This is a genomic window from Antarctobacter heliothermus (genome assembly GCF_002237555.1).
GTDB classification, from domain to species: Bacteria; Pseudomonadota; Alphaproteobacteria; order Rhodobacterales; family Rhodobacteraceae; genus Antarctobacter; species Antarctobacter heliothermus_B.
This window is the reverse complement of record NZ_CP022540.1, coordinates 1,921,075-1,942,467: the sequence shown is the minus strand read 5'-3', so window position 1 is coordinate 1,942,467 and position 21,393 is coordinate 1,921,075. Positions and strand designations below refer to the sequence as shown.

The 21,393-nt window shown below is 61.8% G+C and carries 27 protein-coding genes; 15 read left to right on the top strand and 12 right to left on the bottom strand.

What is annotated here, in order from left to right; all coding sequences use genetic code 11:
- Positions 1–55: 55 nt before the first annotated feature.
- Together ANTHELSMS3_RS09175 and ANTHELSMS3_RS09170 are read left to right on the top strand one after the other, a co-directional pair.
- Complete coding sequence (locus ANTHELSMS3_RS09175; protein ID WP_094034603.1) at positions 56–835, top strand: rhomboid family intramembrane serine protease; 780 nt, start codon at positions 56–58, stop codon at positions 833–835.
- Complete coding sequence (locus tag ANTHELSMS3_RS09170) at positions 832–1,200, top strand: GFA family protein (protein WP_094034602.1); 369 nt, start codon at positions 832–834, stop codon at positions 1,198–1,200. The genes ANTHELSMS3_RS09175 and ANTHELSMS3_RS09170 overlap by 4 nt, the downstream gene beginning before the upstream one ends.
- 53 nt (positions 1,201–1,253) lie before the next feature.
- Here ANTHELSMS3_RS09170 and ANTHELSMS3_RS09165 read toward each other — a convergent pair whose 3' ends face one another.
- The 3 genes from ANTHELSMS3_RS09165 to ANTHELSMS3_RS09155 all read right to left on the bottom strand — a co-directional run bounded on the left by ANTHELSMS3_RS09165 (position 1,254) and on the right by ANTHELSMS3_RS09155 (position 2,831).
- Complete coding sequence (locus ANTHELSMS3_RS09165) at positions 1,254–2,045, bottom strand: inositol monophosphatase family protein (protein ID WP_094034601.1); 792 nt, start codon at positions 2,043–2,045, stop codon at positions 1,254–1,256.
- A gap of 85 nt (positions 2,046–2,130) precedes the next feature.
- Positions 2,131–2,433, bottom strand: a complete 303-nt coding sequence (locus ANTHELSMS3_RS09160; RefSeq protein ID WP_094034600.1) for a hypothetical protein — start codon at positions 2,431–2,433, stop codon at positions 2,131–2,133.
- Between the two features lie 101 nt (positions 2,434–2,534).
- Positions 2,535–2,831 carry a hypothetical protein gene (locus ANTHELSMS3_RS09155; RefSeq protein WP_198319918.1) on the bottom strand — a complete coding sequence of 99 codons (297 nt, stop codon included), beginning with the start codon at positions 2,829–2,831 and terminating at the stop codon, positions 2,535–2,537.
- A gap of 142 nt (positions 2,832–2,973) precedes the next feature.
- Between ANTHELSMS3_RS09155 and ANTHELSMS3_RS09150 the strand changes: the two genes are divergently transcribed.
- Positions 2,974–3,432, top strand: a complete 459-nt coding sequence (locus tag ANTHELSMS3_RS09150) for a YHS domain-containing (seleno)protein (protein WP_094034599.1) — start codon at positions 2,974–2,976, stop codon at positions 3,430–3,432.
- A 328-nt stretch (positions 3,433–3,760) separates the two neighbouring features.
- Here ANTHELSMS3_RS09150 and ANTHELSMS3_RS09140 read toward each other — a convergent pair whose 3' ends face one another.
- The gene (locus ANTHELSMS3_RS09140) at positions 3,761–4,162 is read right to left on the bottom strand and encodes a hypothetical protein (protein WP_094034597.1); all 402 of its coding nucleotides are present in this window, start codon (positions 4,160–4,162) and stop codon (positions 3,761–3,763) included.
- Entirely contained in the window at positions 4,159–5,361 is a 1,203-nt protein-coding gene (locus tag ANTHELSMS3_RS09135; RefSeq protein WP_094034596.1) for a pyridoxal phosphate-dependent aminotransferase, read from the bottom strand. Before ANTHELSMS3_RS09135 ends, ANTHELSMS3_RS09140 begins: the two co-directional genes overlap by 4 nt.
- Positions 5,362–5,449: 88 nt before the next feature.
- On the opposite strand from ANTHELSMS3_RS09135, the gene ANTHELSMS3_RS09130 reads away from it, so the two are divergent.
- The 3 genes from ANTHELSMS3_RS09130 (at position 5,450) to ANTHELSMS3_RS09120 (ending at position 6,822) form a co-directional block, all read left to right on the top strand.
- Entirely contained in the window at positions 5,450–5,842 is a 393-nt protein-coding gene (locus ANTHELSMS3_RS09130; RefSeq protein ID WP_094034595.1) for a helix-turn-helix domain-containing protein, read from the top strand.
- A 2-nt stretch (positions 5,843–5,844) separates the two neighbouring features.
- Positions 5,845–6,117, top strand: a complete 273-nt coding sequence (locus ANTHELSMS3_RS09125) for a succinate dehydrogenase assembly factor 2 (protein WP_094037024.1) — start codon at positions 5,845–5,847, stop codon at positions 6,115–6,117.
- A gap of 207 nt (positions 6,118–6,324) precedes the next feature.
- Positions 6,325–6,822 (top strand): MarR family winged helix-turn-helix transcriptional regulator, encoded by a 498-nt coding sequence (locus ANTHELSMS3_RS09120; RefSeq protein ID WP_094037023.1) that lies wholly within the window; start codon positions 6,325–6,327, stop codon positions 6,820–6,822.
- 116 nt (positions 6,823–6,938) lie between these two features.
- Here the strand turns inward: ANTHELSMS3_RS09120 and ANTHELSMS3_RS09115 are convergent, their stop codons facing one another.
- Genes ANTHELSMS3_RS09115 through ANTHELSMS3_RS25495 form a run of 5 tightly spaced genes read right to left on the bottom strand, consistent with a single transcriptional unit; the run spans position 6,939 to position 11,173 of the window.
- Positions 6,939–7,610, bottom strand: a complete 672-nt coding sequence (locus ANTHELSMS3_RS09115; RefSeq protein WP_094034594.1) for a DUF1194 domain-containing protein — start codon at positions 7,608–7,610, stop codon at positions 6,939–6,941.
- Positions 7,607–8,311, bottom strand: coding sequence for a DUF1194 domain-containing protein (locus ANTHELSMS3_RS09110; protein ID WP_368074432.1), 705 nt, complete (start codon positions 8,309–8,311; stop codon positions 7,607–7,609). Before ANTHELSMS3_RS09110 ends, ANTHELSMS3_RS09115 begins: the two co-directional genes overlap by 4 nt.
- The gene (locus ANTHELSMS3_RS09105) at positions 8,308–8,736 is read right to left on the bottom strand and encodes a VOC family protein (RefSeq protein WP_094034592.1); all 429 of its coding nucleotides are present in this window, start codon (positions 8,734–8,736) and stop codon (positions 8,308–8,310) included. Before ANTHELSMS3_RS09105 ends, ANTHELSMS3_RS09110 begins: the two co-directional genes overlap by 4 nt.
- A gap of 27 nt (positions 8,737–8,763) precedes the next feature.
- On the bottom strand, positions 8,764–10,179 hold the full coding sequence (locus ANTHELSMS3_RS09100; RefSeq protein ID WP_157733472.1) for a surface lipoprotein assembly modifier: 1,416 nt from the start codon (positions 10,177–10,179) through the stop codon (positions 8,764–8,766).
- Entirely contained in the window at positions 10,163–11,173 is a 1,011-nt protein-coding gene (locus tag ANTHELSMS3_RS25495; protein ID WP_157733471.1) for a hypothetical protein, read from the bottom strand. Before ANTHELSMS3_RS25495 ends, ANTHELSMS3_RS09100 begins: the two co-directional genes overlap by 17 nt.
- Before the next feature lie 177 nt (positions 11,174–11,350).
- On the opposite strand from ANTHELSMS3_RS25495, the gene ANTHELSMS3_RS09095 reads away from it, so the two are divergent.
- From ANTHELSMS3_RS09095 to ANTHELSMS3_RS09065, 8 genes are all read left to right on the top strand, one after another.
- Positions 11,351–12,142 (top strand): thymidylate synthase, encoded by a 792-nt coding sequence (locus tag ANTHELSMS3_RS09095; RefSeq protein ID WP_094034590.1) that lies wholly within the window; start codon positions 11,351–11,353, stop codon positions 12,140–12,142.
- Between the two features lie 11 nt (positions 12,143–12,153).
- Positions 12,154–12,639, top strand: a complete 486-nt coding sequence (locus ANTHELSMS3_RS09090; protein WP_094034589.1) for a dihydrofolate reductase — start codon at positions 12,154–12,156, stop codon at positions 12,637–12,639.
- 3 nt (positions 12,640–12,642) lie between these two features.
- Positions 12,643–13,434, top strand: coding sequence for a hypothetical protein (locus ANTHELSMS3_RS25490; RefSeq protein ID WP_157733470.1), 792 nt, complete (start codon positions 12,643–12,645; stop codon positions 13,432–13,434).
- Between the two features lie 229 nt (positions 13,435–13,663).
- The gene (locus ANTHELSMS3_RS09085; RefSeq protein ID WP_094034588.1) at positions 13,664–14,002 is read left to right on the top strand and encodes a hypothetical protein; all 339 of its coding nucleotides are present in this window, start codon (positions 13,664–13,666) and stop codon (positions 14,000–14,002) included.
- A 151-nt stretch (positions 14,003–14,153) separates the two neighbouring features.
- The gene (parE, locus tag ANTHELSMS3_RS09080; protein ID WP_094034587.1) at positions 14,154–16,112 is read left to right on the top strand and encodes a DNA topoisomerase IV subunit B; all 1,959 of its coding nucleotides are present in this window, start codon (positions 14,154–14,156) and stop codon (positions 16,110–16,112) included.
- Between the two features lie 121 nt (positions 16,113–16,233).
- Positions 16,234–17,070, top strand: a complete 837-nt coding sequence (locus ANTHELSMS3_RS09075) for a hypothetical protein (protein ID WP_094034586.1) — start codon at positions 16,234–16,236, stop codon at positions 17,068–17,070.
- Between the two features lie 359 nt (positions 17,071–17,429).
- On the top strand, positions 17,430–17,615 hold the full coding sequence (locus ANTHELSMS3_RS09070) for a hypothetical protein (protein WP_157733469.1): 186 nt from the start codon (positions 17,430–17,432) through the stop codon (positions 17,613–17,615).
- A 241-nt stretch (positions 17,616–17,856) separates the two neighbouring features.
- Positions 17,857–18,546, top strand: a complete 690-nt coding sequence (locus ANTHELSMS3_RS09065; protein ID WP_094034585.1) for a hypothetical protein — start codon at positions 17,857–17,859, stop codon at positions 18,544–18,546.
- Position 18,547: 1 nt separating this feature from the next.
- Here the strand turns inward: ANTHELSMS3_RS09065 and ANTHELSMS3_RS09060 are convergent, their stop codons facing one another.
- Positions 18,548–18,946, bottom strand: a complete 399-nt coding sequence (locus tag ANTHELSMS3_RS09060; RefSeq protein ID WP_094037022.1) for a c-type cytochrome — start codon at positions 18,944–18,946, stop codon at positions 18,548–18,550.
- Positions 18,947–19,068: 122 nt separating this feature from the next.
- Here ANTHELSMS3_RS09060 and ANTHELSMS3_RS09055 point away from each other — a divergent pair, with 122 nt between their 5' ends.
- Positions 19,069–19,767: a DUF1194 domain-containing protein gene (locus tag ANTHELSMS3_RS09055; RefSeq protein WP_094034584.1), complete on the top strand. Its 699-nt coding sequence runs from the start codon at positions 19,069–19,071 to the stop codon at positions 19,765–19,767.
- A gap of 6 nt (positions 19,768–19,773) precedes the next feature.
- Here ANTHELSMS3_RS09055 and ANTHELSMS3_RS09050 read toward each other — a convergent pair whose 3' ends face one another.
- Positions 19,774–21,252 (bottom strand): hypothetical protein, encoded by a 1,479-nt coding sequence (locus ANTHELSMS3_RS09050; protein WP_094034583.1) that lies wholly within the window; start codon positions 21,250–21,252, stop codon positions 19,774–19,776.
- Positions 21,253–21,393: the final 141 nt, after the last annotated feature.

Here is a 21,393-nt window from a genome sequence, read left to right as displayed (position 1 = left end):
CGCAAGCCTGGTTTTCGCGCTTGACCTTGCGCGCGGGACTGCCACTCTCCGCCGCATGTTTCCGATCCGCGACCACAACCCCTCGGGGCGCACGCCCTTTGTCACCTACGCCCTGATCGCGATCAACATCGCGGTCTTTCTGGGCACGCTGGATCAGGATCAATCCCCCCGTGCCTTGATGTCCTTTTACGCGAATTATGCGTTGGTTCCCGCCTTCCTGTCCGAAGGCTATGGCTATTCCGGGCTGATCACCTCGATGTTCCTGCACGGTGGTTGGCTGCACATCGCCGGGAACATGCTGTTCCTCTACATCTTCGGCGACAATCTGGAGGACAAGATGGGGCACGCGGGCTTTACCGTGTTCTATCTGGCCGCCGGTTTGGGCGCGGGTCTGATCCACTGGCTGACTGATCCTTTTTCGGCCATTCCTACCGTTGGGGCCTCCGGGGCCATTGCCGGGGTCATGGGGGGCTATCTGCTGCTGTTCCCCAAGGCGCGCGTCGACATCCTGATCATCCTCATCGTCTTTTTCCGCGTCCTTCCCGTACCTGCATGGCTGATGCTGGCGCTGTGGTTCGCCATGCAATTGATCGGAGGGTGGGGCACATCATCGGACGAAAGCGGTGTCGCCTATTGGGCGCATGTGGGCGGCTTTGTTGTGGGACTTGCGCTGACCGTGCCGATCTGGCTGCGCCTTGGTGGGCCGCGCTTCTGGACGCGCACCCATGGGCAGCCCCCGCATCCGGAAAAGGCATACGCCCTTGATTCCAGCCGCGTGCCGCGTGTTCAGGGACGCCAACGCCACACTCAGGTTCCAAGGATCAGACGCAAATGACCGAAACCTATTCCGCCACCTGCCACTGCGGCGCCGTCGAAATGCGCGTGCGCCTATCGGATGGCACCACAACCGCACGCCGCTGCGATTGCTCTTACTGCCGGCGGCGCAGCGCGGCGGTCGTTTCGGCCCCGCTGGATGGGATCGAGGTGGTGAAAGGGGCGGAGAACCTGACGCTATACAGCTTTGGCACCCACACGGCGCAGCATCATTTCTGCAAGACCTGCGGGATTTACATGTACCATCGCCGTCGGTCGAACCCGAACGAATACGGCGTGAACCTATATTGCATTGAAGGGATGGCGCCCAAGGAGTTTGAGCCGCTGGCATGGCACGACGGGGTCAATCACCCCTCGGATGTCTAAAACGAAAAAACGACCGCGTCCCCGGTCACACCCGGAACGCGGTCAAACCGACCTTACTCAGCGCGCAACAGCTTGGCGAAACCCTTGAAGATATCGTTGTTGGCGCACAGGATGCTGCCGCTTTCCAGCGGGTCCTGTCCTTCGCGCACGCCCTCGATCAGCGCACCCGCTTCCTTGGCGATCAGAAAGCCCGCAGCGGCATCCCAGATCTGCAACTCACGTTCCCAATAGCCTTCGTAGCGGCCCGCCGCCACATAGGCGAGGTCAAGAGACGCCGCCCCGAAACGCCGGACACCCGCGCATTCCGGCATCACACGGGCAAGATCCTTGAGCGTCGCTGGCAGGGTCCGCTTGGCGGCAAAGGGGATGCCGGTGGCAAAAACTGCCTCAATCATCTTGCGCCGTCCGGAGACGCGCAGACGCTTGGAATCGTTCAACCAAGCACCCGAACCGCGTTCGGCGTAAAACATTTCGTCCTTGGCCGCGTCAAAGACCACGCCGGACACGATCTGCCCCTTATGCTCCAGCGCGATCGAAATCGCCCAGTGCGGCAGCCCGTGGAGAAAATTGGTGGTGCCGTCCAGCGGATCGACGATCCAGCGACGGGTCGGATCCTCACCCGGGGTCTCACCGCCCTCTTCGCCCAACCAGCCATAGGTCGGACGCGCGCCCATCAACTCTTCTTTGATGATGCGCTCTGCCTCAATGTCAGCGCGGCTGACAAAGTCGCCCGCGCCCTTCATCGAGACCTGAAGGTTCTCGACCTCCCGGAAGTCTTTGACCAGCGACCGCCCCGCCTTGCGCGCCGCCTTCATCATGATGTTCAGATTCGCGGTGCCCTGCATGGTTCGGCCCTTTTCTCAGGTCACAAAAAGCAATCAGGCCGCGCGTATACGCGGCCCGACCATGCTTGCCAAGGGGCAGGCCGTCTTAGCGATAAACAACGCCCTTTTCGCCCACGACCATTTGCGGTGTGTACGACCGTGTTGCACGCTTCGTTTTGCCAGGATGGTTGTAATAAACGCCTGCGTTGGGTGTGCCGCAGCACACGACGCCGCCAACCAGAACGGGCTGCAAACCGGCGGGGCAATAGTTCGCCGCCTTGTATTCATGTGCCAGAAAATTTGAATTCGGATCGTTGGTGCCGTCACCCATGTACATGTCACCCCAAGCAAAAGCCGAGGTCGCACTCAGGGCAATCGCCGTGGCAGCGGCGGTCAATATCAGTCGCATTTTGTCCCCCTAAAGACGAAGTAATAGCCGACAGGCTACCAATCCATGCGCGCGAGTCAATTTTTTCGTGCGTTTTCGGAAGATTATCCCGAAATCGGGGGTCAGGCCGGGTTCTTTGCCTCGGTTTCTTGCCAATAAGCCCCCATCGCCACAATGCACGACTGCCCGGTGGAATAGGCGATTACCATGGTCCAATCCCCGTCTGAGTCGGTCCATATCTCGACCACCTCTTCGGGACTGCGCAGCCCGCTTGCGCTGCGTGTGGTGCCAAATTGTTGGGTCAGTTTGCGGGTCATCTGGTCGGTCGGCGCGCAAATCACATCTGCGATCGGGTTACACAATGCGGGTCCACCCGCCAGCCCGAGACCGATAACCAAGGGTAAGAGCGTTTTTGCCATGGCCTCTTTGTAACGGATTCATGACGGCCATGCGAGTTTTTTTAACAGCGCACGCGCTGTCACGTCCGCGTGTCAGGGGCTTCTGCGCAAATCGGATGCAGGGCATCCTGATCGCACCTCACACCCTGACCCGGAGATCATCATGACCCGATTAACCCGCCGCGCCGCTGTTGGACTGACCGTTGCTGCGCCCGCCCTTGTGTTGACCGGACGCGCGGCGCTGGCCGCTGAACCGGAAATCTACGCCGAAGCCGGCATTGCCATCGACGGCTCTGACCCCGTGGCCTATTTCGCGGAAAACGGCCCGGTGCCGGGCGGATCCGACACGCTCGACTGGAAGGGTGCGACTTGGCGCTTTGCCTCTTCCCAGAACGCCGCCGCATTCAACGCCGATCCGTTGGCTTATGCGCCGCAATTTGGCGGCTACTGCGCTTTTGCCACGTCGCGCGGGTATCTTGCGCCGACGATCCCCGAGGCATGGACACTGTACAACGGTCAGCTTTTCCTCAACGCCAACCTGCGCGCCCGCACGCTCTGGCTTGAGGATATCGAGGGCAACATCGCCAAAGGTCGGGCGAACTGGCCCGCGATCCTTGGTTGACCCAACGAGCCGTGTGAAACTCTTCCACGTCCACAAGAACGAGGACCGTCCACAGCCGCGCCACCGTCAACGGGCGGTCAACAGCAGCGCGCGCACATCGTCGGGTGACAAGGGAAACAGCGAGCGGCCCGTCTCAAGGAACGGCCGCCCAACACTTCGGAACGAAAAGAGATCTGACTGTGCCATGGACCAGACATAGGTACCGCACCGCCCGATCTTAAGGGGAAAAGCCCGCGGCGCGCCCACCCGGCCAAAGCACGCCCATCTGGCAGGCATCGACGCCCAAAAGCGCCCACTATCGCGTCAAACGAAAACCCACCCGGCGCGACTAACTCTTTGTCAGCCGGTCGGCCTTTTTGCGCACCAGAACGGTGCGCAGATCATGCATCGCCAGCAGCAAGGCATCTGTCACCTGATCCAGCTGCTCGGGTGTGGCCTTGGCCTGCGCCCATTGCGCGGTCAGGTTCAGGTGGTCCACCGCGCGGTGAATGTCGTCCAGTTCGCGCATGGCCAGCAGCGCCTGACGCGCCTCCATCCATGTGCGGATCTCTTCCATCTCACCCGGCGTCAGTTCCCGGTCGCCCTGCGGCTTGATTTCACCCTTGTTGACGTTGACGACCGCGATCTGATCCATTTCGATCCGCCGCTGGCGGTTCTCTGTATCGACCCGATAGACCATCGCGCCATTCTCGCGCACGCGGAAATAGAACTCTGGCAGCTCGTGGGTCATGTCAGCCCCGCGCAAAATCGTTCAATCCGGTCACAAGCATCCACCAGCGCCGCGTCAGAGGCGGCATAGCTGACCCGGAAGTGTGGGCTGAGGCCGAAGGCCGCGCCAAACACCACCGCCACGCCCTCTTCCTCCAGCAACGCAGTGCAAAACGCCTCATCACTGTCAATGGTTGTCCCTTGGGGAGAGGTCTTGCCCATACAGCCTGCCACAGACGGATAGACATAAAACGCCCCTTCCGGCACCGCGCAGGTGATCCCGGCGCAGCCGTTCAACCGTGCCACCACCATGTCACGACGTCGGGCAAAGACCGACGCCCGCTCTGCCAGAAAATCCTGAGGTCCGTTCAACGCCTCGACAGCGGCCCACTGGCTGATCGAACAGGGGTTGGTGGTGGACTGGCCCTGCACCTTGCGCATGGCGGCAATCAGATGCTCTGGCCCGCCCGCATAGCCGATCCGCCAGCCGGTCATGGCATAGGACTTGCTGACCCCGTTGACGGTCAACGTCCGATCATACAGGCCCGGCTCGACCTGCGCGGGCGACACAAAGGTGAACCCATCATAGGCGAGGTGTTCGTACATATCGTCCGACATCACCCAGACATGCGGGTGTCGCATCAGCACCTCGGTCAAGGCCTTCAGCGCCGCACGGTCATAGCCCGCCCCGGTCGGGTTGGATGGCGAGTTAAAGATGAACCACTTGGTCTTCGGCGTGATCGCAGCCTCAAGCTGGTCCGCCGTGATGCGGAACCCCTCTGCCTCGGCCCCCTCCACAATCACCGGCTCTCCGCCGCCCAGACGCACCATGTCCGGGTAGCTGACCCAATAGGGCGCAGGAATGATCACCTCATCGCCCGGGTTCAGCGTGGCCATCAGCGCGTTGTACAACACCTGCTTGCCACCCGTGCTGACGCTGATTTGCGACGGCGCATAGGTCAGCCCGTTCTCGCGCGCGAACTTGTCACAAACGGCCTGCTTCAATTCGGGGATGCCGTCCGGCGCGGTGTACTTCGTTTTCCCCGCGTCGATTGCCGCAATTGCCGCAGCCTTGATATTGTCGGGTGTGTCAAAGTCAGGCTCGCCAGCGCCCAGTCCGATGATATCGCGCCCCGCCGCCGCCAGTTCACGCGCCAATTGCGTCACGGCCACCGTTGGGGAGGGTTTCACACGGGCCAGCGTTTGCGACAGAAAAGACATGGGGGGCCTCGTTGTTTGAAAATCTGCCTGCCCTGTCATAGTTTGCGCCCGAACGGCGTTCAAGCGGCTTCGCCTGAAAGGAAAGACCATGAGCGACACAACTGACTGGTACGGGCCCGAAACAGCGACTTTCGGCGACCGGCTTGCCGCAGCCCGCGAAGCGGCAGGCATGACCCAGGAAATCTTGGCCAAACGGCTGGGCGTCAAGCACAAGACGATTCAGGCATGGGAGGACGATTTCAGTGAACCACGCGCCAACCGTCTGAACATGCTGGCCGGCGTGCTGAATATCTCGATCGTCTGGCTGATCACCGGCGAAGGCGACGGCCTGCCGGACCCCTCCGAGACCGAGGCGCTGGACCCAGACATCAACGCCATCCTGACAGAGATTCGCGCCCTGCGCGGTCAGTTCCGGGCGCAGGCGGACAAACTGGGGCGGCTGGAAAAGCAGTTGCGCACCGTGCTCAAGGAAACCGTATGACCATGACAACAGCACCCGCCGAATCCCGTGAAACGCGCCTGCGGCGACTGCACATGCGTTCGATGCGGCGTGGCACCAAGGAAATGGACATTCTGCTGATCCGCTTTTCAAAGGCACGTCTGGACCAGATGGATGCCGAGGCATTGGATGCCTACGAGGGGCTTTTGGAAGAAAACGACCAAGACTTGTATCAATGGATTTCCGGTCAGGCTCCGGCCCCCGACATCCACGCAACGCTAGTCGCTGAAATCGCGCAGGTCGCCGCAAGCGGTTGATCATGCCGGGAAATTCCCGCTGCAAGCCACCGCGCCGGGGTGCCTCACACCTAAGAGTCACCCCGATTCAGTCACCCGCCGCATGGTAAGAAAGGTTAATCAAGCCACGGAAATCATTAGAATTTTCCGGGTCTTCTTGTCGGTTTAACCCGATATTTGTGTTTATCCGTGAATGCTCTGTTGCAAAGAAAACAGGCGGAGAACGAAATGAGCATTCATTCGTCCCTGAACCAGGGGCCAGGACAAGGCTTCATGTCGAGTTATCTGGATGCGTTGAGTCTGGTGGAACGTCTCCACCGTTTGCTGCTCGACGTCATCAAGGATGAGTTCGAACGGGTCGGCATCATAGATGTCAACGCAGTGCAGGCCCTCTTGCTGTTCAACATCGGCGAGAATGAGGTCACGGCAGGTGAACTGAAAAGCCGGGGCTACTATCAAGGCTCCAACGTCAGCTACAATCTCAAGAAGCTGGTCGAAATGGGGTACATGCACCATCAGCGCTGTGAGATCGACCGCCGCTCTGTCCGGGTGCGGCTGACCCAGCGCGGGCGTGAGATCAAGGACATCGTCGCTGAACTGTTCGCCCGCCATGCGGACGGGTTGCAGAACAAGGCGGTTCTCTCTGTCGACAAGATAGATGAGATCACCTCCTCGCTGCGTCGGGTCGAACGCTACTGGACAGATCAGATCCGCTATATCTACTGATCTCCAGCGCGGGCCGAACCCGGCAATGCCCAGGCCGGTCAGGTGCAAGGGCGGGCGGGGCGATGTGCACCAAAGGCACGTCGTCGCCCCCCCCCGGTCGCCGCCCCGTTGGCCTCTTAACGGGTCGAGACGGCCAGCACCTGCAATTCGCGTTTCAGTTTGCGGACCATGGCCGCCTCAAACGCCTCAAAGCCTAGGGCCGTTTCGACAAAGGCCTCTGGCCCGGCGATCACATAGGCATGGTAATATGAGGCAAGCGCGCCGATTTCGTCGGCGCCGCCCGTGGCGCTGATCACCAATCCGTTGATCGTGATCCCGTCCGGACGCACGTCCTGCGGGCGTGGCCCAGTGTTCGACAATCCGTCGCCGGACAGGTCCAGCACACGCCGCCAACACCCCGCCTGCTGTCCCAGCAGGCCCGCGCCAAACCTTTTGGCCGCGCCAATCGCGGTCGAGCGGTCCATCGCCATCCGTGTGGTGCCACGCAATTGCGCCGCCACCTCAGCCACGTCCGCCGAACCCGTGACGCTGCGCCAGGGCACCACCAGCCGTTGCGCGCCCTGTCCGCTCCATTCGAACACCGCCAGAGCCACCGGCACTTCGGGCATTGCTAGAAACGCGGCGACCACTTCGGGGTCTTCTAACGCGCCGGCCAGCCCGTCCAGTTGCAGCCGGTATTCCCGCGCATCCACCGATCCCGACACATCCAGCCCCAGCGCCAGCGCCTGACGGCACCCGGCCTCAGCCGCACCGGCCCAGACCAGTGCAAGGATGGCCAGCCACCTCATCCCGGCCCCGCGGCCGGGTCAGGCATCGCGCCGACAATCCGGTCCTGAATCTCGCGGTACAGTTTGCGGATCATCGCCTGCTCGTAGCCCTCATAGCCCTGCGCCGTCTCGATAAAGGCACCCGGTCCATGCAGCACCTCGAATTCATAGTGATCCACCACTGCCGGGTCCGCCCCCAATACTGCCAGCGCATTCACTGTCACGCCGCCAAAGGGAAAGTGCCGATAGGCCTGTTGCGGCCAGAACCCGTCGTTGGTGATACCGTCGCCCGATACGTCTATCACCCGCCGCTCACACTCGGGCGCGGCCTCCATCATCGTGGCACCAAAGCCCAGCGCATAGCCCAGCGCGGTCGGGAACCGCCGGTAAGACCGCTCCGCCGACCGCAGCCGCGCGGACACCGCCGCGATGTCACCTGCAGTCGACATCAGTGCCCACTCCTGGATCACCGTCGACTGGCGTCGCCCGCTCCATTCATAGGCGGCAATAGCCACGCCGCCCCCGCCTTGCAGGATCGCGCCCTGCACATCGGGGGCCATCAGCGCCGCCGCCAGCCCGTCGCGCTGCAACAGATATTCCGCCTCATCGACCGATGACGACACATCCAGCGCCAGCAACAGCGCCAGACGACAGGCCGCCTCGGCACCCGCAGGGATCAGGACCGCCCCAAGGGCGGCCCCAAGGCGTATCAGACCTGTCACCAGTGGCCCGTGTTGCCCATGCTGGTCCAAGGTTCCGCAGGTTCCAGCGCCTCGCCCTCTTGCAACAACTCGACCGACACATTGTCCGGCGACCGGACAAACGCCATGCGGCCATCATGCGGCGGGCGGTTGATGGTCACACCATTGTCCATAAGGTACTGACAGGTTTCGTAAATGTTCGACACCGAATAGGCCAGATGGCCGAAATGGCGCGAATCCGACGGCAGCCCCTCGTCGCCGTCCCAATTGTAGGTCAGCTCGACCGGGCAATCCTCTTGCCCCGGAGGCGCCATGAAAATCAGCGTGAACCGGCCCTTTTCGCTTTCAGTCCTGCGGGTCTCCTGGAGGCCCAGCAGCTCATAGAATTTCATCGACGCTTCGAGGTCTTTCACCCGGACCATCGTGTGCAGGTATTTGATAGACATGTGTTTCCTTCCGGCAATCGCCGCGTTTCAGAATACCGATTTCAGACCCAGCCGCAGATCGGTGCCGCGGGTCTCGTATATGGTATAATTGGAACTTCGATCGCGGAAGGAAACCCCGATCTCGGGGGCAAAGCCATAGTAATCGAATTCCGGCAGTAGAACATTCAGCGAAACCGAAAGTTCCTCATCCCGCCGTGGAGTCACCCAAAAGCTGGCCGGTGCCTGATCGTAGTCGGTGACCTCCCAAGCCAGCGTCAGGCGCGGCAGCATGCCCCGAACAGGCTTGCCCAGTCCGTAACTGACCGCCGCACGCGCGCTTTCACGCGCCACCAGCCGCGACTCGGACGCCGTGTCCGTCACCTGCACATCCAGCCCCACCGCCGCCTTGCCGAACCGCCGGGTCAGCGTCACCCCCACCTCGCGGGTTTGGTTGTCGCGCAGGCCCACATCAAGGCGCTGTTCGGTCTCATAGGCAAAGCGCGCGGTGCCGGTCAGCCCCGGCGTCAGCATCCGGCCATAGCTCAGGTCCAGCCGGGCGGCATCCGCATAGGGCGTCCCGGCCCGCCAGTGCCGGGACAGCGACAGTTGCGACTTGCCCAGCCACGCCCCTTCGGCCCCGCGCGCCTCATAGCCCAAACTCAGTGCCAGCGCGTCCTGCCGGTAGTCGCCGTTGCGCAGGCCCGGCACCTTGTCGCGCGCGTCCGAGGAAAAGCGCACGCGCTGCATTTCGACCGACGCGCCAAGGTTCAGCCGCCGGGATTCGCTCAACGGCACCCGGCGCAGATAATCGGCCCCAAAGACAAAGCGTTCTCCCGACAAGGGCACCGCTGTGGGGTTTACAAAAGGCAATCCGCCAAAGGTAAAGCTGTTGGTCTTGGGCGCGCCGTTCAGATTGTCCGACGGCTCAACCGACATGTCCAACGACAACCGCCACGGGGTCTGGCTCCGCACATGGCGAAAATCGCGCACCGCCGCCGCCCGCAACTGCTCATCGGGCGCAATCTGCGCCGCGCGCCGCAACCATAGCTGCGCCGCCCCCGGTTGCCCGCCGGTGGATCGCGCCTGCGCCATCAGCAGGGCCGCAAAAAACCGGGACCGCTCATCAACGCTCTGGCCAAAGGCCTGCCGCGCCGCACCGGCCGCCTCTTGGGGGCGACCCAACGCGCGCAAGGCACGGGATTTCATCATCAGCGCCTGCGCGTCTCCCGGCGCGCCCAACAGCACACCCTCGGCCAGCACCAGTGCCAGATCCGCCTGTCCCGCCATCAGTGCCCGCGCCGCCGCGCCGCGCGCCTCGTCGATGCTCATGCGAACCTCATCGGCGCGCGCGGACTGCGGGGTCAGTCCCGCCGCCGTGCACACCGCAAGGGCCAGCACCAAACGGATGGCGCGCCGGAGACGGACACCGACGCCCATGGCGACAGGTTTAGGGTCGCGTCGCAATGAAGCCGCCGACCTCGCGGACATCTTGTGTGATGAAGTCGCCTGTGGCCGGATCAATGCCCACCGGCCCCTGCCCTTCAACCACCACGATGCCCACAACCTCTTCGCCATTCGGTCCGGCAAACAGGCCCGACCAGCTGCCGGTCTGGGTCACTTCGCCGTCAGAGCGCACCGCGCTCGCATCCGACGAACTGATCGTCCAAGTGTCAAAGTTGATCTCCGCCGTGGCCAGCGACAGGAAATCCGCGCGGCTCAGATCGGCGATGTTCACCCCGTTGGCGTCAAAGAACTCACGGCTCACGATCAGCCCCTCAACCGCGCCAGAGACGTCAAAGTCCTGAATGTCCACGTCGATCAGCGACACGCCAGAGACATACTCCATCCGCGTGCCCGTGGTGTCGTCCACCACCGTCCGCACCGCAGCGTATTCGCCGGTAAAGACATAGGAATCATTGGTATCGGGCAAGGCCCCGTCGCCATCCAATCGCTGCGCCGCCGCGCCGCCAAAGCCGAACGACAGATAACGATCCGACCCGACCGCGCCGACCTGGCTGAACCCGGTGGCCGACCGCCGGAAGACGGCGAAATACTGCGACCCGCCGTTTGGCCCCGCCGCGTTGCGATAGGCGTCAAACCCGGTGCCCGCCAGCGCCGCGCTGGCACCCGCGTTGCGTGTATAGACGTTTTCGCCCGCCACCGCCTGATTACTGTCAAAGGGCAGGTTGTTGAACACCAGCTCTCCGGTGTCCGGATCAAAGGTCATCTCGTTGACGGTCAGATCCGCAGACGCGTTTTTCAACTCGCTGGTATACAGGTTGTCGGGATCCGGATCTGCGTCGGGATCAACCGTTCCGCCACCATCCACGGCCTCGGGTTCTGCGATCAGGGGTTGCGCGCCCGTGCCGATACCGGAGTCGCCGCTGCTGCTCAGGCTGGCGGGATCACAAGCGGCAAGGGCGCTCGCCAATGCGAGCGCTACGATAGTGCGATACATGAAACTGCCTCTGGTTTAGTCTTTTATTTTGTCCACAGGGTGCGCAGACCGCCTTGAAAAGTCAATCACGCCCGCGGCACCCGCCGGAATGTGCGGCATAATCATCCCACAGCCCCGGCTTCCGCCGCCGCGCCAAATGCCCTATTCCAAGCATATCGACCCCCTGTGGAGGCCCCCATGCAGCAATACCTAGACGCGCTCCGCACCGTGCTGAACCACGGTCAGGACACCACCGACCGCACCGGCACCGGCACACGCAGCTATTTCGGCCTGCAAATCCGCTATCCGCTGGCCGACGGCTTTCCCCTCGTCACCACCAAGAAACTGCACCTGCGCTCCATCGTGCATGAGCTGTTGTGGTTCCTCTCCGGCTCCACCAACATCCGCTACCTGCAAGAGAACAAGGTGCGCATCTGGGATGAATGGGCCGACGCCAACGGCGACCTCGGTCCGGTCTATGGCCACCAGTGGCGACACTGGCCCGGTCACAAAGGCCCCATCGACCAGATCGAAACCCTGCTGGAGCAAATCCGCCAGACTCCCGATTCACGCCGCATGATCGTGTCCGCATGGAACCCGGCCGATGTGCCCGACATGGCGCTGCCGCCCTGTCACACGCTCTGGCAGGTCCGCATTCTTGGCGGCAAACTCCACCTGCAACTGTATCAGCGCAGCGCTGACATGTTCCTTGGCGTGCCCTTCAACATCGCCTCCTACGCGCTGTTGCAAGCGATGCTGGCGCAGGTCACGGGGTATCAGGTGGGCGATTTCGTCCATTCCATCGGCGACGCGCATATCTATTCCAACCACATGGATCAGGTCGCCGAACAACTCTCGCGCACGCCCCGTTCCCTGCCCGCGCTGGAATTCACCCGCAACGTCACCGACCTGTTTGACTTCCGGTATGAGGATTTCGCCTTTCCCGGCTACGATCCCCTGCCCGCGATCAAGGCCCCCGTGGCCGTCTGAGGAGACCCGACATGATCACCCTCATCGCCGCCCACGACCGCAACCGCGCCATCGGCAAGGACGGCGACATCCCGTGGCACATCCCCGAAGACCTCGCGATGTTCAAACGCGAAACGCTGGGCGGCGCGCTGATCATGGGCCGCCGCACATGGGAGAGCCTCCCGTTCAAGCCGCTCCCCAAACGCCTGAACATCGTCGTCTCCCGCGATAAGGGACTGACCGAGCATGTGGTCTCCTCCGTCGAAGAGGGCATCGCACTGGCGCAATCGCTTGGCTATTTCCGAGTCTACGGGATTGGCGGGCAAAGAATTTACGAGGCCATGCTGCCCTTGGCGCATCGGCTGTTGATTACCGAGGTGGATGTGGCGGTCGAAGGTGCGGATGCGTGGTTCCCGGAGATTGGGGAGGGGTGGGAGACAGCGCGCACCTTGAAAGTGCATGACACAATAAAAGACGTGTCAATAAAAGAAATTATATCAAATCGAGGCCGATTTTAGAAGATGGGAGAAAGGAAAAACCGCCTTGAAAGGCTTAGGTCAGTTCACCCAAAATGTTGCTTCTGCGCAGGGCAAAACGAAACCACGACCATCGAACATGCTCCACCTAAAGCCTTTTTTCATGAAAAGATAAGATTGAAGGGGCTGGAGTTTCCGGCCTGCAATCGCTGCAACAATGGTTCGTCCCAACTGGACCAGGTCGCGTCGTGGTTCGCAATCACTATGGGACTATCGCGAGATCGTGACGCCGACCATACTTACTGGAACAAATTAAGTAAAGGCGTCCTCAACAATACACCTGAAGCATTCAAATGTCTAAGAGTGGAGGACGCGGAATCTTTTTGGCATGTAGGAGCAGACGGAAGCATCGAAGATTTCTATAAATCTAAAATCGACTACAAGCTGTTTTCGAATTTCCTTAACCCTTGGGCCGCGAAGCAAGCAGCCGCACTTTACTTCGAACACGCCGGGAAAATATTGGACGAAAACTCCGCGATATGGACACACTGGATAACGAATTATCATTTGTACAAAAATGGCATACCCGATGCGTTAAATTCCTTCAGCCGAAAACTTGGCTTACTTCGACAAGGTCGCCTTAACAGCCTCGAGCAATACAACTATGAGTATGCGATAAACACGGAAGAAAAACTGGCATTTTTTCAGATCAATGCACATCAAGCTTGCGTAATTCTGGCGTGTGTTACAAATGGACCCGAGCAGATAACCGAAAAATCGAGGCCGAAAAGTATATTTCGAACCAATGGCTCTTGTGGTATTCATGCGGTGAACTGACGGGGCAATTTCTCGCACCTTTCGCCACCGTCAACTCTGATGCAAGCGGCCCACCGGGCGAGCGCCTGACCGGCCCCCCCATCAGCATCAAACCGCCGGTCCCCGGTCCGGTATACCGGCCTGCACAACCTATGCGGGTCCACGCTATAGTCCTTCTGCGCCACCCCATATTCCGGCGCTGCATATTTCGAGTCCCCAAGACCTCAAATAACTTGAAAAGGACCATAAAATGACCCGCATTACCCTGATCACGGCGGCCGTTGCCGCCCTTCTTGCCCCCGCCGCGATGGCCAACGTCTCGCAAAACTGCACCGCCCCCAACGCGGTCAAATGCACCCTGTCCAGCCCCAATGGCATCGCCAGCGCGCGCGTCCACCTTGGGGCGCCGCACAACATCGACGTGGTGAACAAAAACTACAGCGCCTGCCCGCGCTCCGTCGAGGTCACTTTTGACCCGGTGGCCGGCATCCAGAACTACGCCGTTTCCGCAACCGAATGCAGCGGCGCGCAGGGCAAGCTGGTCCTGCAACCAAAAGGCACCGCCAAACCGCTTGGCCTTAAAAACTAACGCCACCCCCGGTTTTCCACGGCCCCCTTTTGCACACCCTAAGGGCATAGGGTGTGCATCCTTTGTGGATGCCCTTGCCCCTGCCCCTTTTCGCCCCCCGTCCGCTCTGCCATACTCGCCCCCAATCAATCAGAAGAAACCGAGCACACACATGGCCGACGACCTCCTCAAAGCGACCGAAGCCTCCGTTTATGACGCCTCCTCCATCGAGGTGCTTGAGGGGTTGGAACCCGTCCGTAAACGCCCCGGCATGTACATCGGTGGCACCGACGAACGCGCCCTGCACCACCTCGTGGCCGAGGTTCTCGACAACTCCATGGATGAGGCCGTCGCCGGTCACGCCAACCGGATCGAGGTCGCCCTGCTGGCGGATTACTCTATTGAAATCAAAGACAACGGCCGCGGCATCCCGATTGATCCGCACCCCAAGTTCCCCGGCAAATCCGCGCTAGAGGTGATCCTGTGTACCCTGCACGCGGGCGGCAAATTCTCGGGCGACGCCTATGAAACCTCTGGCGGTTTGCACGGCGTCGGCGCATCCGTCGTCAACGCCCTGTCCGATTCAATGGTCGTCCAAGTCGCCAAAAACAAAGAGCTGTACGAACAGCGGTTTTCGCGCGGCATCCCCCTTGGCCCCGTCGCCCTGATCGGCGCCGCCCCCAACCGCCGCGGCACCACCGTCACCTTTCACGCGGACGAGGAAATCTTTGGATCCCATAGATTTAGGCCCGCCCGCCTGTTCAAGATGGTCCGCTCCAAGGGCTATCTTTTCTCCGGGGTCGAAATCCGCTGGAAGTCCGAAATCGACGATGGCGAAACCCCGACAGAGGCCACCTTCCACTTCCCCGGCGGCCTGTCCGACTACCTGACCGAAACCTTGGGAAAATCAAGCACCTACGCCGACAAACCCTTTGCCGGGACGGTTGATTTCAAGGAAAAATTCAACACGCCCGGCAAGGTCGAATGGGCCATCAACTGGACCCCCGCGCGCGACGGTTTTATCCAGTCCTACTGTAACACCGTCCCCACGCCAGAGGGCGGCACCCATGAGGCTGGCTTTTGGGCCGCGATTCTCAAGGGCATCCGCGCCTATGGTGAGTTGGTAAGCAACAGAAAAGCCTCACAAATCACCCGCGACGACTTGCTGACCGGCGGCTGCGCGCTGGTGTCCTGTTTCATCCGCGAACCGGAATTTGTCGGCCAGACCAAGGACCGCCTTGCCACCACAGAGGCGCAGCGCCTTGTCGAAAATGCCGTCCGCGACCATTTCGATAACTGGTTGGCATCAGACACAAAATCCGCCGGAGCGATCCTCGATTTCCTTGTCCTGCGCGCAGAGGAACGCCTGCGCCGCCGTCAGGAAAAGGAAACCGCCCGCAAATCCGCCACCAAAAAGCTACGCCTGCCGGGCAAGCTGACTGACTGCACCAACAAGAATCGCGAAGGCACAGAGATTTTCATCGTCGAGGGCGACTCGGCCGGAGGCTCCGCCAAAGGCGCGCGGTTCCGCGAGACGCAGGCGCTGCTGCCGCTCAAGGGCAAGATCCTGAACGTGCTGGGGGCGGCCTCCAACAAACTGACCTCCAACGCCGAAATCCGCGACCTGTGTGAGGCGCTTGGCGTGCAACTGGGCACCAAGTTCAACATCGACGACCTGCGTTACGAAAAGGTTATCATCATGACCGACGCGGACGTCGACGGCGCGCATATCGCGGCGCTGCTGATGACGTTTTTCTACACCCAGATGCGCCCGCTGATCGACAACGGGCACCTCTATCTGGCCTGCCCGCCGCTGTACCGGCTGACACAGGGCGCCAAACGGCTCTACGTCGCCGACGATGCCGCCAAGGAAGCGGCGATGGCCAAGGGACTGGGCGGAAAGGGAAAAATCGACGTCCAGCGGTTCAAAGGTCTGGGGGAGATGGACGCCAAGGACCTCAAGGAAACCACCATGGACCCCGCGACACGGACGCTGATTCGGGTTACAATCGATGAGGATGAGCCGGGGGAAACCGGGGATCTGGTGGAACGCCTGATGGGCAAGAAGCCTGAGTTGCGCTTTCAGTATATTCAGGAGAACGCACGCTTTGTTGAGGAATTGGACGTCTAGATTTTTCACGCGCTCCGCACTTCTGTGCCTTGGCGCCCTCTCACTCGCCAGCGCGGGCCACGCGCAGACATGGGACCAGAAAATTGCAGCCGCGCGGGACAATGCCGCCCGGTTGGAACAAATGGCCGAAGAAAAGGGCGCGCCCATGCTGGGCACCCTCGACCTGCGGGCCGATGTGGCGGAATTCAAATGCCTGATCTTGGCGGAGATGCTGAATGCGGGCGATGTCTCCCCGCACATCCAACTCTACGGCCCCAACCCTGCGGATGAGCCGGACCTGAACGATCCCTATGCCATCCGCCTGCATGCCACGGCCGACGCGAAATGGGCCTATCAGGCCAGCCTGATCGTGGACCTGTCCGAAGATCAGCGGCTGGAGATGTGGAACCTGACCTGCGACGGCAAGCTGGGCATTCCTACCGGTTTGGTGGCCGCGGACTGGGCCACCCGCGCGACCTTCCGCGTCGAATACGGCATCCTCTACGTCTTGGGCGATATCGAAGAGGGGTTCTTTGACGAATTCCAGTCCTTCATTCAGACGCATGAGGTGAACCGAGTCTTCTTCGGCAGCCGGGGCGGCTCGGTCGGAGAGGCGGTCAAGACTGGTAGGCTGATCCGTCAACTCGGGCTGGAAACCGATCTCTACGCCACCTGCGCCTCGGCCTGCCCGCTGGCCTATCTGGGCGGCACCCCGCGTCTCATCGACAACTGGCGGTTCAAGCTGGGCTTTCACCAGATGGCCTATAACGGAGAGCCGCTGCCCTTGGATCACGAATTCTACGGGCTGGTCGGGGACTACGTGACCGAAATGGGCGCAAACGGCGATTACGTCGTGACCGCCATGAAAAGCGCGCCGATCGACCAGATGTATTACCCCGAGTTTCAGGACATGTGCGACGCCGAGATCACCTGGGTCCGCGGCAACTGCTCCCAGCCGCACCCTTCGGTGCGGCGGTGAGTTGGGGCAGGGCGTAGGACATACGGTAACGTACAGCCGCCATGTCTCGCGAAAGCCGAGCCGCAAAACGCGGCAGGCCTGCGGCACTTGTTCCGCGTCCCATTCTGCGGCGCGACCGTAGGCCGGGCTTCAGCCCGGCACCTCCGGCGCGACCGGCACCCCCACCCTTCCCACAAACTATATTTTCATCTCCCACCGCTTCCCGCCTTGTGCGCCACCAAAGACACCACACATCTAAACTGCATCCCGCAAGATGCCTCATCGGTGTCATCGCCCTGACCCACGTCAGGCAACCCTGCCCCCTCTGAGCGTCCCAATCACCGGCCCGCAGGCTGGTTCGTGTCGAAAGAGGAAGTCCCATGTCCAAAGAAAAAAACCGCGGAAACCGCGAAACGAAAAAGCCCAAGAAGGAAAAGGTCAAGGTGCTGGCCACCTCCAACAGCAACGCCGGCAAGGAAACGGTGATCGCGGGCAAGGCCGTTGGCACCAATCTGACGGGCAAGAACGCCCCCAAACCCGGCGGCAAGTTCCCCCGCGCCGTCTGATCCGTCCCACCTGACTGGCGCGGTCTCCTGCCCCCCCTTGCAGGCATCGCCGCGCCAGCAGAATATGCGTTCTGCCTGCGCAGTTCCCTCGGCCCGTCGCCGCAGTTTTGCCGGCCCAAGTCCTAACGGAACGTAAAATCGCCTCTGTAACCCATTGATTTATCATAGCCGCAGGGGTGTCCACGCGTGGACAGGCCATAGCCCTCTTGCCAATCTCCCCGGCCCCGGCCACTGTTTTCTCATGCGCCGTTTCGCCCTGTTCCTCCTGCTGATCATCACCGCTTGCGGCCGTCCCCTGACGCCGAATGAGACCGAATTTCTGCGGGCTTTTCACGGCGACGATCTCGACCCGCGAAAGATCCGCCTGATCGACGGCAACCCCGCAGGGTCGGTCACCTATAAGATCCCTGTCCGCCCCCGCACCACTTGTCAGGAACGCATCTGGCCACCTATTGCCACGGCGCAGACCATCACCGTCTCGCCCGCCGCGACGGTGCTTTTCAACAAGGTCCTGTTGCGCGACGACATTTACCGCGCCGACATGCTGAAGGGCTACCCGGAACGGATCGATCTGTTCGACGCCATGCTCTTTGCCCACGAGGCCACCCATATCTGGCAGTGGCAGAACCGCAAGCTGACCGGATACCACCCGATCAAGGCCGCGCGCGAGCATGCCAACAGCAAGGACCCCTACCTGTTCGACACAGAGCAGGCGCGCGATTTTCTGGAGTTCGGCTATGAACAGCAGGGCAGCATCGTCGAGGAATACGTCTGCTGCCGCCTGCTGGACCCGAACGCGCCGCGCACCTCGCGGCTGCGCGGCATGATCGGAAAATACATGCCGGTTGACCGGCTCGACAATGCCATCGACCGGCCAACGGTCGTGCTGCCTTGGAAGGACGTGCAGACCGATGGCATCTGCCGCGCCTGACTCATTCGATCCGCTGGATCTCACGCAGGTACGCCACCAGATCGACCACTGGTTGCGAGGTCAGGATGGGCTGTCCCGACGGCGCTTTCACCGGCACGTCAAAGCTGCTTTCGAAATACCCGCCGTAGACCGGCATGGGCGAGCCATGCGCCACCAGCGGATCGCGCCCGTCAATACGCTCGACCACCCGGACCAAGGGAAAGACACCGCCGTTTCGAATCGACAATTCAGTCAGATCGGCAGGCGAAATCGTCAGAACCCCGGCCATCGGCCCGTCTCCGCTGCCTTCCAGCCCATGACAGGTGGCGCAATGGGTAAAGTAATGCGACCGGCCAATGTCCGCATCCTGCGCAACGGCGGGTGCAGCCAAAAGACAAAGCGCGGCAAGGCGGGCGATCATGAACGTGTCCTCCTGTTTCCAGACGCACCAAGTGTGCCCCCGCATTCAAATTCGCACCTTGACCCGCATCAAATTGGGCGTAGCGCCCCGACGTGCTAGTCTTGGTCCCAAAGGAGACTGTGATGCGCTGGATGATCTTTTTCGGCCTGTTCTGGACTGGGGTGGCCGCGGCCCAGGACACGGACCTTGAACTTGTGTTGCTGGCCGATGCCTCGGGCAGCATCGACCAGCGCGAGATTGCGTTTCAGCGCCAGGGCTATGCCGCCGCCATCACAGACCCCGAGGTGTTGGCCGCCATTTCCAACACCGCCTATGGCAGCATTGCGGTCATCTATGTGGAATGGGCCGCCAATCAGGTTGTCGTCGCCGACTGGACGCTGATCGATGGGGCCGAAGCCGCCGCCGGTTTTGCTGCCACTCTGACCGCGAAACCACGCCAAGCCTATGGGCGCAACGCGATTGGGGCGGCCCTTGTCGAGGCGTTACGACTGATGGACACAAATGACTTCGACGGTTGGCGCCGAGTGATCGATTTTTCCGGCGACAGCGTCAATTCCTACTACGGCCCATCTATCGAAGAGGCCCGCGCGCAGGTGCTGGCCGCCGGGGTCACCATCAACGCCCTGCCAATTCTGCGCCCCGATGACCCGGGGCGTGCGCATGGCGGGCTGGAGGCGCGTTATGAGCAGATGATCATTGGCGGCCCCGGCGCATTTGTCGTGACAGCAGAAACACGCGAGACCTTTGCCGAGGCGGTCAAGCGCAAGCTCATCCTCGAAATCTCAGGCACCCTGCCTGCCCGGACCGCCGCCCGTCGCTGATGGCGATTAACTGACCGCCGTCAGATGTGCCGCCGGGTGACCCGCCTCTTGCGGCCAGGCAATCGGAACCGCGTCACAGCGCAGTTCTGCCAACCCGCGCCCAAAACGGCGCGGATGCGCCTGCACCTGCAGGCTGCGCCCATCGTAATCTCGAAAGGCCAGTCTGGCACTGCGGTTGTCGGCCTCCATTCGGTCGCGCAGCAGATGCAAGGCGATGGCCTGCCCCAGACGAAGATCCTGTATGTTCTCTGCCGGAAAATAGCCCCCGGTCACACAGCGCATCAGCGCCACGTTGGCCGCGAGCCGGTCTACCTGATCCTCCAGCGCCGTGGCCGGACCAGAATCGCCCACCGCCTGTAGTTGCATCCGGGGAGAGGTGTCAAAGACTGCCTTGATCAGGGTTGCCAAGGCCCCCGCCACGATAGCATGTGAGGCAAGATCAGATGGGGTAAGATGCTGGCGCTCTGGCCCCGCCAGTGGCAAAAACAGGCTGGCGGCAAAGCGTTGCGGCCCTCGGCGGGCCCGGTTCGCGCGGCTGACCCAGTGCAACAGATTGGGCGCGGCACCGGCCAGTTCCTCTGCCGCCGCGCGATAGGCATCGGCGCGGCGACCATGTCGGCCCTCTTCCTGGGCCAGCCAGACAGTCATTTGCGCCGCCGTCACAGCAGGACGCGGCATTCGGTCGGGCCGCGATGCCTGCACCCGTGCAAAACGACGGGCCAGCGACTCTGCCTCGGCCATAAGCGAAAACAGACGAGGACCAGTCCAGAGTCCCGGAACCGGCAGCCCTGCCGCCATCTCGGCCCCCCGCGCCAGAGCGGCCAGCGCCGCGTTGTGGAACGGCCGCGCCGCCTGTGTCTGGTGCAGCGACATGGCACGGTCACCGAGACTGGGGTCCTGTGTGGCACCACGCACCGCACCCAAAGGCAGGCACAAACCGGCGCTGCTATGTTCCGCGCACCAGCGCTCCCATTCCGACATCGGAGCAGCCTCGGACGGCCAGTCATCTGTGCTACAATGGCTACGCGCGACAACATGATCGGCGTCCCAGAGCGCCGACAGAACCGGTCCGCCGCCGCGCAGGGCCACGCCTCCACGAAAAAGGCTGTGCAGGGTCAACTGCCCATCGCCATTGCACCGCAACGCCCGACGCAGGGCGGCGCTGTCCCGCCCTGTCTGCGACTCGTCCACCGGGCACACGGCCCTCGCCCCGTCGAACCAGCTGAGGTTTCGCAACTCACACAGCAATTCATGCATGGTAAAGCGGGTGGCCCCATCAATGCGCACCGCGCAGTGCGGATCCAAAAGCGCCTCTGCGCGCAAGTCCTGCACAAGCCCAAGCGCAAAAAGCTCTGCCATGTCGGCGGCCAATTCCGGTGGCGAGAGGCAAGGTGCCTCCGGCACGGCGATGCGGTCGTGCACGGAACGCCCCGTGCCGCCCCCGTCTATCACGGTGAACCGCGTCAAACCGCTGTTGCGTGTCATGGTCGTTCCCCCAAACCCAAGTGTCTCCGCCAAAGTTGACGGTACGTTACCCGGACACTGCACCTGCTCCGTGAACGCTACGCAAATCCAACGCAATTCTGCCGTGAACAAAGTATGAAATGACGCGGTTCGGTCACGATT